Source organism: Pseudomonas paraversuta, assembly GCF_904063065.1.
Lineage (GTDB): Bacteria > Pseudomonadota > Gammaproteobacteria > Pseudomonadales > Pseudomonadaceae > Aquipseudomonas > Aquipseudomonas paraversuta.
Window position 1 is genome coordinate 57,476 of record NZ_CAJFCL010000014.1, and the last position, 11,478, is coordinate 68,953.

Annotated in this window: 9 protein-coding genes; 2 read left to right on the forward strand and 7 right to left on the reverse strand. The window is 59.3% G+C overall.

The genetic code is table 11. The annotated features are described in order from the left end of the window. Positions 1-6: 6 nt before the first annotated feature. The 6 genes from JQ845_RS21960 to selD form a co-directional block, all read right to left on the reverse strand. The gene (locus JQ845_RS21960) at positions 7-1,134 is read right to left on the reverse strand and encodes an acyl-CoA dehydrogenase (protein WP_003445047.1); all 1,128 of its coding nucleotides are present in this window, start codon (positions 1,132-1,134) and stop codon (positions 7-9) included. 9 nt (positions 1,135-1,143) lie between these two features. Beyond that, the gene (locus JQ845_RS21965) at positions 1,144-2,337 is read right to left on the reverse strand and encodes an acetyl-CoA C-acyltransferase (RefSeq protein ID WP_127197064.1); all 1,194 of its coding nucleotides are present in this window, start codon (positions 2,335-2,337) and stop codon (positions 1,144-1,146) included. Between the two features lie 10 nt (positions 2,338-2,347). Further along, positions 2,348-3,115, reverse strand: coding sequence for an SDR family NAD(P)-dependent oxidoreductase (locus JQ845_RS21970; protein ID WP_003445049.1), 768 nt, complete (start codon positions 3,113-3,115; stop codon positions 2,348-2,350). A 27-nt stretch (positions 3,116-3,142) separates the two neighbouring features. Then, on the reverse strand, positions 3,143-4,807 hold the full coding sequence (locus JQ845_RS21975; protein ID WP_161720235.1) for an AMP-binding protein: 1,665 nt from the start codon (positions 4,805-4,807) through the stop codon (positions 3,143-3,145). A gap of 129 nt (positions 4,808-4,936) precedes the next feature. Then, the gene (gene mnmH / locus JQ845_RS21980) at positions 4,937-6,022 is read right to left on the reverse strand and encodes a tRNA 2-selenouridine(34) synthase MnmH (protein WP_003445051.1); all 1,086 of its coding nucleotides are present in this window, start codon (positions 6,020-6,022) and stop codon (positions 4,937-4,939) included. After that, positions 6,022-7,056: a selenide, water dikinase SelD gene (gene selD / locus JQ845_RS21985; protein WP_003445053.1), complete on the reverse strand. Its 1,035-nt coding sequence runs from the start codon at positions 7,054-7,056 to the stop codon at positions 6,022-6,024. Before selD ends, mnmH begins: the two co-directional genes overlap by 1 nt. Positions 7,057-7,661: 605 nt before the next feature. Here selD and JQ845_RS21990 point away from each other — a divergent pair. Both JQ845_RS21990 and mgtE read left to right on the forward strand, forming a co-directional pair. Further along, positions 7,662-7,991: a hypothetical protein gene (locus JQ845_RS21990; RefSeq protein WP_003445056.1), complete on the forward strand. Its 330-nt coding sequence runs from the start codon at positions 7,662-7,664 to the stop codon at positions 7,989-7,991. Between the two features lie 1,167 nt (positions 7,992-9,158). Beyond that, entirely contained in the window at positions 9,159-10,544 is a 1,386-nt protein-coding gene (mgtE, locus tag JQ845_RS21995; protein WP_003445057.1) for a magnesium transporter, read from the forward strand. 78 nt (positions 10,545-10,622) lie between these two features. On the opposite strand, the gene JQ845_RS22000 is transcribed toward mgtE, so the two are convergent. Next, on the reverse strand, positions 10,623-11,478 hold an 856-nt coding region (locus JQ845_RS22000), incomplete at its 5' end, for an electron transfer flavoprotein subunit alpha/FixB family protein (protein WP_203009464.1).

Sequence of the window (11,478 nt, forward strand, 5' to 3'; positions counted from 1 at the left end):
CTCAATTCAAAGATTGCGCGCAATAACCATGCGCTGGATATCGCTGGTGCCTTCGTAGATCTGGCATACCCGCACATCGCGATAGATCCGCTCCAGCGGGAAGTCGTTCAGGTAGCCATAACCGCCCAGGGTTTGCAACGCCCGGGAACAGACGCGCTCGGCCATTTCCGAGGCGAACAGCTTGGCCTGGGAGGCCTCGACCAGCGCCGATTGCCCGCTGTCCCGCAGGGCAGCGGCGTAGCGCACCATTTGCCGGGCGACGGCGATTTCGGTGGACATGTCGGCCAGGCGAAACGCTACCGCCTGATGCTCAATCAGCGGCTGACCGAACGTCACGCGCTCGCGGGCATAATCACGGGCGGCCTCAAAGGCTGCGCGAGCCATGCCGACCGCCTGTGAGGCAATGCCGATACGACCGCCTTCCAGGTTGCCCAGGGCAATCTTGTAGCCCTGCCCTTCTTCGCCCAGGCGGTTGGCGAGCGGAATTTTCAGGTCAGTAAACAGGATCTGGCAGGTGTCCGAGGCATGCTGCCCCAGCTTGTCTTCAACCCGCGCCACGCTGTAGCCCGGCGCATCTGTGGGCACGATAAAGGCCGTAATCCCGCGCTTGCCCGCCGCAGGATCAGTGACGGCAAACACTATCACCACGCCGGCATTTTGCCCCGAGGTGATGAACTGCTTGCAGCCATTGAGCACGTAGTAATCGCCTTCGCGGCGAGCCCGGGTTTTCAGGTCGCTGGCATCAGAGCCGGCTTGTGGCTCGGTCAGGGCAAAGGCCCCTAGCATTGCACCACTGGCCAGCGGGATGAGGAACTCGCGTTTCTGCTGCTCGGTGCCGTATTTGAGGATAGGCACACACCCCACCGAGTTGTGCACGCTCATGATGGTCGAACAGGAACCATCGCCAGCGGCAATTTCTTCAAGGGCCATGGCGTAAGCCTGGTAGCCGGTGTCACAGCCGCCCCACTCTTCGGGCACCAGCATGCCGAAAAAACCCAGCCCGGCCATCTCGTTGATGGCTTCGCGCGGGAAGCGATGCTGCTTGTCCCACTCGGCCGCAAAGGGCTTCAAACGCTCCTGGGCAAACTGCTGCGCCGCGTCGCGAATCTGTAATTGTTCTGATGTGGCAAGCATACGAGTTCCTTAATCCAGACATTCCACGGCAATTGCCGTGGCTTCACCGCCGCCGATGCAGATCGCTGCTACGCCGCGCTTGAGCTTGTGCTGGCGCAAGGCCGAAATCAGAGTCACCAGAATCCGCGCGCCCGAGGCGCCAATCGGATGGCCCAGGGCACAGGCGCCACCGTAGACATTGACCTTGCTGTGGGGGATAGCCAGCTCGTCCATGGTGACCAGACTGACCACCGCAAAGGCTTCGTTGATTTCGAACAGGTCGACTGTATCCAGGGTCCAGCCGGTCTTGCTCATCAGCCGCTTGATCGCCCCCACAGGGGCCGTCGGAAATAGCCCGGGCTCATCGGCAAAGGCCGCATGGCCGTGGATGACCGCCAATGGTTTGAGGCCGCGTTTTTGCGCTTGCGAGCTGCGCATCAACACCAGGGCCGCCGCGCCGTCGGAAATCGAACTGGAGTTGGCTGCCGTCACCGTTCCGCCTTCGCGAAAAGCCGGTTTGAGGCTCGGGATTTTTGCCAGATTGGCTTTGGGCGGCTGCTCGTCATCACTGATCAGGTGCTGCGCTTTGCCGACAGTCACCTGCACCGGCACGATCTCGGCGCTGAAGCTGCCGTCCTTGATCGCTTGCTGGGCACGGGTCAGCGAAGCCACGGCAAAGGCGTCCTGGGCTTCACGGGTGAAGCCGTGGGCCTGGGCACAATCTTCGGCAAAAGTGCCCATCAGACGTCCTCGCTCGTAAGCGTCTTCCAGGCCGTCGAGGAACATGTGGTCCAGTACCCGGCCATGCCCCATGCGGTAACCGCTGCGGGCACGGTCGAGCAAATAGGGGGCGTTGGACATGCTTTCCATGCCCCCGGCCACCACCACATCGACACTGCCGGCCAGCAGCCGGTCGTGGGCCAAAATGGCGGCCTCCATACCCGAGCCGCACATCTTGTTGAGGGTGGTGCAGCGCGTCCCCTTGTCCAACCCTGCCCCCAGGGCGGCTTGTCGGGCAGGGGCCTGACCGAGACCGGCCGACAGTACGCAACCGAACAGCACTTCTTCCACGCCATCGGGTGCTACGCCGGCGCGCTCGACCGCGGCACGTATGGCAGCAGCGCCCAGTTGCGGTGCAGTCAGGCCTTTGAAGTCGCCCTGAAAACCACCCATGGGCGTACGCGCCACACTCACAATCACTACCGGATCATTGGCAATTGTCATTTCATACCTCTTATTTGGCGGCCATGCGCAAGGCACCGTCGAGACGGATCACCTCGCCATTGAGCATGCTGTTTTCAATGATGTGCCGCACCAGCGCAGCGTACTCGGCAGGTTTGCCCAGGCGCGCAGGGAACGGCACGCCGGCGGCCAGCGATTCACGCACCTGCGGGGTCATGCCGGCCATCATCGGCGTTTCAAAAATGCCCGGGGCGATGGTCATCACCCGAATTCCGAAACGCGCCAATTCTCGCGCCGCAGGCAGGGTCAGACTGGCGATTGCACCTTTGGAAGCGGCATAGGCCGCCTGGCCGATCTGACCGTCAAAGGCGGCAGCCGAGGCAGTGTTGATGATCACCCCGCGCTCACCCTCTGCATCGGCAGTGGCTTGCGCAATCGCCTCGGCGGCCAGGCGCAGCATGTTGAAGCTGCCGATCAAATTGACGTTGATCACCTGGCTGAAGCTTTCAAGGGCATGGGGACCATTTTTGCCGAGGATTTTTTCGCCGCGCACGATCCCCGCACAATTGACCAGCCCGTTGACGGCGCCGAAGGCCGCTAGCGTGGCCTCAACGGCCGCCTGCGCCGCGCCTTCCTGGCTGATATCCGCTACCGCGCTGCGGGCCTGGCTGCCAAGCCTGGTGGCTTGTGCGGCCACGGCGTCGGCGTTCATGTCCACCAGCATGACCCTGGCGCCGGCCTGGACCAGCATCTCGGCCGTTGCAGCCCCCAGTCCCGAGGCACCGCCGGTGACGATAAAAACCTTGTTCTCGATTTGCATGATATGTCCTGAAATTTTGCCTGACGGTCAAGCCGTGACTTTGGCGCTTGCGGCCAGTTCGGCCTTGGCGATTTCCTGATTGCGCAAAATAAAACGCTGCAATTTGCCGCTCGGGGTTTTGGGTAATTCGCTGACGAACTCGATTTCGCGGGGATAGGCATGGGCCGACAGACGCTGACGCACATGCAAACGCAGGGCTTCAGCCAGTTGCGCATCGCCCAGGTACTGCGGGCCGAGTACGACAAAGGCTTTGACCAGCTCGGTACGCTCGGGGTCCGGCTTGCCCACCACGGCGGCTTCGATCACTGCGGGATGCTCGATCAGGGCACTTTCAACATCGAAAGGTCCGACCCGATAACCGGAAGTGGTGATCACATCATCGCTGCGTCCGACAAAGCTGATGCTGCCGTCCGGGTTCAACTCCACGGTGTCGCCGCTCAAGTAGTAATTGCCGACAAATGCCTTGGTGTTGAAGCCCTGATAGCCGGCGAACCAGCACATCGGCGACTGGCTGCGGTCCACGGCCAGAATGCCCGGCTGGCCCACCGGCAGCTCCTGATGATTGTCATCGAGCACCACAATCCGGTGGCCCGGCGAGGCGAAGCCGGCGGCACCCAGATGCACGGGATGATCCAGGCCGTGGTGATTACACAGCACCATGCCGAGTTCGGTCTGGCCGTAGTGATCGTGAATGGTGACGTTGAGCTCATCGGCGAACCAGCGAATGACTTCCGGGTTCAGCGGTTCACCGGCGCTGCTCACGGCACGCAACTGGCCTTTGACCTTGCTTGAGAACGCACTCCCGGCGGCAATCAGCATGCGGTAAGCCGTGGGCGAGCCGGTGAGGTTGGTGATGCCGTACTTGGTGATCACCCGACAGGTGCTTTCAACCGTGAACGGACCATCGTAGAAGGTGATGGGATGGCCCATCGACAGCGGCCCGGCAATTCCGAAATAAATGCCGTAGGCCCAGCCCGGATCGGCCAGGTTCCAGAATGAATCCTCGGGGCGCAAATCCACCGCATCGCGGGTATAGCTCTGGAACGCGACAATTGCCTTGAGCGGAACCAGAAGCGGCTTGGCCGGCCCGGTAGTGCCCGAGGTGAACATCAGCAAAAACGGATCTTCGCCGGTCAGCATCACCGGTTCACAGACCGGCGGGTAGTTGTCCAGCTCGGCCCAGAAACTGAAATCACCGCGAACCAGGCCCTGCCCCTTGGCACCGGCCACCGTGACAATCGGCGGGCAAGCATTGACCTCATCGAGTTTGTAACGGTTAGCCGCATCGGTGACCACCAGCGCCGCCCCCGAACTGTTGATACGGTGCTCGATGGCCTTGGGACCGAACGCGGTAAACAGGGGCTGGTAGATGGCGCCGATACGCCAGGCGGCGAAGGCCACCACCAGCAGCTCGACATTGCGTGGCAGCAAGCCTGCCACTTTGTCGCCGCGCCGGACCCCTTGAGCCAGCAGGAAATTGGCAAAGCGTGCTGCCTGTTCCTGTAACCGGGTGAAGGTGTAGGTCGCGCTGGTGGCATCGCGCCCTTCCCAGAACAACGCAATACGGCCCGGCAGGGCGTGGCGGTCGCAGCATTCGACGCAGGCATTGAGTGCTGCCAGATGACCGTCCAGTGCTCCAGTCACCGTTCGCTGGTAATCAAAGTCAGCCATCGTGGTCAGATAGTCGCGCATCAGCAGAATCCCTCGGTCTTTATTTTTAGGATGGGAACCGTGAAAAATCCTGCTGATGATCGCCTCGGGAGGGCTCTGCAACAATAGTCAAACCGCTCAAGCTGAGTGACTGGTTTGGCCAATGCGCAACTAGCTTCGCAGGTACTCCAGCACGGCCGCCTGATCGCCGGCAAAGACAATGCGCGAACCTTTTTTCTCCCGCTGAAAGCTATACATCGGGTCGTAATATTCGCGCAGCAAAGCCTCGATCCAGACCCGGTGCAGATCAACCGCCCCGCAACTCGCCTGTTCTTTGAGCGCCGCTTGCATCACCGCCTGCAAACGCTGATGACGTTCGCCGCCCAGACGTCGCTGAATATTGGACAGGCTTTCCAGCAAGCGTTGTGAAAACAGGGTGAAGCCGTGCTCACCGTTTTTAGCGGTGAATTCGGCACACAGCTGCACCACGTAGTCACGCAAAATGCGCTCGACGCGGCTGTCCAGACTGTCTTCGAGCCAGACCATCGGCGCGTCTTGCATGCGCTGATAAAGGGCTAACGGCAAGGCACAGCTACCGACCGTGCGGCTTTCATCTTCCAGCACCAAACGTTCGTGGCCCCGGGCGCGCTTTTTCAGCACATCAATGGCCAGACGGTTTTCAAAGTCGATGTTCGAAGGCTGTCCGGTAGCGCGTTTGCCGAAGCTTGAACCCCGGTGATTGGCGTGCCCTTCGAGGTCCAGCGCATTGTCGAGCTGCACCAGCACGTCGGTTTTACCGGTGCCGGTCATGCCGCCAAGTACGGTGAGGTCACACTGTTGCACAGCGTCGTCGACGGTCTGGATCAAGAAGGTACGCAATGCCTTATAGCCGCCGGTAACCCGCGGGTAGTCGATCCCGGCGTCCTGCTTGAGCCATTGCTGGACGATTTGCGAACGCATGCCGCCCCGAAAGCAATACAGGCAGCCATCCGGGTTGGCGCGGGCAAAGTCGGCCCAGGCCTCAAGACGCTCGGCCCTGGTCTGGCCCGACACCAACTGGTGCCCGAGCACCACGGCGGCCTGCTGGCCCTGTTGCTTGTAGCAGGTGCCAACACGCTCCCGCTCGTGGTCGGTCATCAGCGGCAGGTTGACCACGCCGGGGAAGGCGCCCTTGTTGAATTCGATTGGCGCCCGGGTGTCCATCATCGGCCGGTCATTAAGGAACAGCTCGCGGAAGTCGGTTACGTCATGAGCCATCATGACACCTCAACCGCGTACGTCTGTCGCTCTACCAGCTGGCCGATCGATTCCAGTTCCAGCCCGTGCTCGCGAGCCATCTCAATGAACGCCTGATTACCCTGCGCAGTGACGGCCACCAACAGTCCGCCACTGGTTTGCGGATCACAGAGCACCAGCTTGTGCAGCTCTTGCAACGGCGCAAGCTTGCTCGCGTAACTGTCAAAATTGCGCAAGGTGCCGCCGGGCACGCAACCCTGCTCAAGGTAGTACTCGACCGAGGCCAGTTTCGGCACTTTGGCGTATTTGATTTGTGCAGTCAGATGACTGCCGTCGGCCATTTCCACCAAATGCCCGAGCAGGCCAAAACCGGTGACATCGGTCATTGCCGTGACCCCTTCGAGCCTGGCGAACTGGCTGCCGATTTTGTTCAGGCTGCACATCCAGTCCCGTGCCACGCCGACGTCTTCAGTGCGCAACTTGCCCTTTTTCTCGGCAGTGGTAAGGATGCCGATGCCCAGGGGTTTGGTCAGGTACAAATGGCAACCTGCAGTGGCTGTGTCGTTGCGTTTCATATGGCGCTTGTTGACCACACCGGTCACCGCCAGACCGAAAATTGGCTCCGGGGTGTCAATCGAGTGGCCGCCCGCCAGAGGAATGCCCGCTTCGTCACAGACCGCACGGCCGCCGCGAATCACTTCACGGGCCACTTCCGGGGGCAACAAATGAACCGGCCAGCCCAAAATCGCAATCGCCATCAACGGATCACCGCCCATCGCGTAGATGTCACTGATGGCATTGGTGGCCGCAATCCGCCCGAAATCATAGGGATCATCAACAATTGGCATGAAGAAATCGGTGGTTGAAACCACACCGCGCTCCTCATCCAGGGCATAAACAGCTGCATCGTCGCGGGACGCATTGCCTACCCAGAGTTTGGGGTCGAGGTTCTGCGCCCCGCTGCCGGCAAGGATCACTTCCAGTACCTGAGGCGAAATCTTGCAGCCACAGCCCGCACCGTGGCTGTACTGGGTCAGGCGAATCGGCTCGCTCATGGGTACCTCTAGTCGTTGTCAAAGCGCCAGATACTAGCAGAGCGGGTACAGGCAGGAGCCGCTATATCAGGCAGCACAGGGTGCAATCATCGCCAGACAGGCCCGCTCCCGGGCAATTCGCCCCGCCCCGGACGATGACCGGCATGCAGAAAACAGACTGCCGAGTCACATATGTAGTGCCTGAAAATAATCACTACATATGTATTGACGACTCACTTTTCCCCCAGCATTATGCAGACGTCTTCCCCACCGGAAGCGCTGGAAAGGGTTGTTGTAAGCATGTTCGACGAGCTGTCGAGCTGTTCCGGGATAGGTACTGCCCACAAGGCAGAATTGATGAAGCTGACCTGGCTTGATCGTCCACGTTCAGGGCGTGAGTTGCTAGCGAAACGTCCTCAAGACGCTTGTGGCTGATGTGTCATGTCACCCTTGCATCCTGGTTCACGCTGCTCTCCCTCGCTGTACGCTGTTTGTGTAGTGCTTGAGATATCCACTACACAGGACTGACTCAAGGCCGGATCTGCTTTAGATAGACACTACGTAGCGCTGCAGGTGCAGTTGCGCGAATCAATTAGACAGATCAACGAGTGGTCAAGGAGTTAGCTATGAACCTGAATAATCAACCGACTGTTAATGAGCTGGCTCGACTCTTCGCCGCCCAGAAAGACACGTTGAACGACCACATCCTGTGGATCAGCGAAGCTGGTGATGTTCGCATCGACCCGGTCGCTGCCTGCAAGGAAGAAACCGCATTCGAGAAGGACCGCCCACAAATGCGCGCCCATCTCAAGATGTACCGCCGTGGCCAGGGCTACGTGGGCAAGAAGGCCGCTGCCGATACCGACTACATGGCGCGCGTACTGCAAACCCTGACCCTGACCTGGGAAAAGGCTCAAACCGAGCCGGTACTGGTCAAAGTTAACAGCTACAGCTGATAACCTTCGGTAATGCTAAACCCGGGTGGAACAGTTCTACACCCGGGCCCAAGGGCTGAGTTCCGTACGGAACTCAGCCCTTCTTGTTTCAAAACATCTACACAAGCCGGCGATGCACTACCACGCAACTATGACAAATAGATGTACGACTCGAAACCAGCAACAAACTATCAACTCCCCCCTCATACTGCCTGCTCTACAAAGACCTGAAGTCATATCACTCCAGTGCCGCCTACTGGATAGTTAAACCCGTAACTCGGCTCCAACTTTCTCTCAGCCATTAATAACCGGCAGCTTGCCATTCGAATACTGTCTATATGCTGTCTAGATAAGACAGTTGCCACCAGAAAAATACACTTACATTTTACCCCATACCCGCCCATCTCCAGCACACGCCTATAACCCGTGCCCTGCAGCCATGAGCGACGGGGGAAATCGGCAAATACACACTCTGCCGCCAGCAACTTCCCAATTTACAGCTTTATCTTTTCCTGTTTATTATCTCGGCGCCTTATTAATAGCGGAGACCTTTGTGGGTACTTGTTCGAGCGACAGTGACCGACCAGTTAAAACAATCGGTAAGATCTCAGCGAGATAACGCGCAGCCTTTCTTCTGCCGTTTCTCGCCAAGATCGAGATACGGCTTCTTATAGCGCTGGGCAACCAGACTACGCACTTTTAGCCAACTCCAACTGTTTCCGGTATTACAACTCCGACCGGGTTGCAATGCCGCGGATACTGCGCGCAATTTTCAGCGTCCAGGTCATGCCGATCCCTGCCGCACAGGTTATCGGCCGACAGTACCAGCAAGGGCTTTTTCATCGACTCAGGATCAGCCTGCGGCGTGTTCGCCCCTGCTTGTCCCCCACTGACCAGTGCTTAGTACGTTCAGCGCATCAGTGAACCATGGAGGTGTCTCATGGACCCCGACCCCGATAGATCAACGCCACCCATAGTCCTTTTTATTTCCAGTCCAATTGTCTGGCTCCATGCCAGAGGCGCGCCTTGATTTCACCCGGGCCCCTCTGCATGGGCAGCCAGCCAGGAGAAAGTCATGCCTTTGCGCTTTTCCTCTGCCTGCCTGAGTAATTTGCAGCGTTCAGCACGCCCACTGATCCGCTCCCATGCACGTCACACCGTCCAGTCCCACACCGCGGGAGAAAAATAATGAACCGCGAAGATCTGCTGTTTGCTGTCCGCACCCTCGCTCGCTCACTTGATGCCAAGGTATTTGCCCAGATCGTCAGCACCACCCCTGCCATCGACGTGATCGATGCACTGGATCATTGCGATACGGTCCAGACCGCCAGCTTGCTCCTGCTTTTGAGCGCCGAACAACGCGCAACGCTTTTTGCTTACTTCCCGGCGGCCCGCCAGGACCTGCTCCTGCAAGCAATGCCGGCAGATGAAGTGGTTGCTCTGTTCGAGCAGCTCCCTTCGGATGACCGGGCCGACATATTCAACCGCTTGAGCAAAGATGCCCGGCAGAAACTGCTGCCGGAACTGACCAAGAGCGAACGTGATGACATCCTTAAGCTGGCGGCCTATCCGGAGGGCACCGTTGGCTCCGCCATGTCCTCCGACTACGCCGCACTGGCTGTTGAAATGAACGTCGAACAAGCCATCGCATCCCTGCGCGCGATGGCTCCGGACAAAGAGACCCTTGATGTGCTTTTCGTGCTCGACACTGAGCGGCGTCTACTGGGTACAGTTGCCCTGCGCGATCTGGTACTGGCCACCCCGGCCACCCGGATCAGTGATTTGATGAAGCACGAACCGGTACTTGCCCAGGCCCAGCAGCCGCTGGAAGCCGCTGTCGAACTCATTCGCCGCTATGACCTGCTGGCACTGCCGGTGATCAATGCAGACAAACGCATGATCGGCATAGTCACCGTCGACGACGCCATGGATATCGAAAAAGAGCAGGATGCTACCCAGCTGGCGCGGTTCGGGGGTACAGCTTCACTGGGCGGGCCTGATCTGGATGTGCGCAACTCGCCTTTCAAGAAAATGTTCGGCGTGCGGGTCTTCTGGCTGGCGATCTTGACCTTCTTCGGCATCATCACCAGCAACTTCGTGGCAGCCCAAGAGGAAATCCTGTCCCAGGCAATCATCCTGGCCGCCTTTATCGCCCCCATTGTCGACATGGGCGGCAATACCGGAAGCCAGTCTGCGACCCTGGTGATCCGCTCCATGGCGCTGGGTGAACTGAAACTGCGCTGGCGTGACGTGTGGTTCATTCTCAAGCGCGAACTGCCAGTGGCGGCTGCACTGGGTATTGCCATCGCGGTTCTGGAAATCGTTCTGGCGCACTTCAGCAAGGGTGTAGGTTTCGACATCCTCATGGTGGTGGGTCTGAGCATGCTGGTGTGCACCACACTGGGCGGAATAATCGGTGCACTGCTGCCCTTCCTGGCCCGCCGGATCGGTACCGACCCGGCCACCCTGAGTTCACCGCTGATCACCTCAGTGATGGACCTGGTGGGTGTATTCATTTACTTCGGATTTGCCTATGCCTTCCTCGGTGACCTGCTGACTCAAACAACCGCCTGAGTTGCGCAACACCCCCGCAGCATCGCGCTTTAGCCCTTTCGGCCCTCCTGATCAGGAGGGCCTTTTACATGGGGTAGTTCAGACCGCAGATTCCAGCTCGGGAACGGCTTCGAACAGGTCCGCAACCAGGCCGTAATCGGCCACCTGGAAGATCGGCGCTTCTTCGTCCTTGTTGATCGCAACGATCACTTTGGAGTCTTTCATACCGGCCAGATGCTGGATCGCGCCGGAGATACCAACTGCGATGTACAGCTGTGGCGCAACGATTTTGCCGGTCTGGCCGACCTGCATGTCGTTCGCTACAAAACCGGCATCAACCGCCGCACGGGAGGCGCCGACACCTGCACCCAGCTTGTCGGCCAGTGCATACAGGTATTTGAAGTTATCGCCGTTCTGCATGCCGCGACCGCCGGAAACGACGATTTTGGCAGCTGTCAGCTCCGGACGATCCGACTTGGCAAGCTCTTCACCAACGAACGAGGAAATGCCTGCATCGTGCACTGCTGCAACCGCTTCAATGGCTGCCGAACCACCCTGGGCAGCAACCGGATCGAAACCGGTGGCACGCACGGTGATCACCTTGACTGGCGCAGTGGACTGCACGGTGGCAATGGCGTTACCGGCATAGATCGGACGGGTGAAGGTGTCAGCGCTTACAACCGAGATGATCTCGGAGATCTGGTCAACGTCCAGCTGCGCAGCAACCCGCGGCAGGATGTTTTTACCGTTGGAAGTAGCGCCAGCCAGGACGTGACTGTAGCCCGCAGCCCCCGCTCCTTGTACAAGAGCGGCCACCAGCGGAGCAAGGTTTTCCGGCAACTGATGGGCGTAAGCCGCGTTGTCAGCCACCAGCACTTTAGCCACACCAGCGATTTGCGCAGCAGCTTCAGCCACAGCACCAATGCCCTGGCCTGCAACCAGAACGTTTATCTCG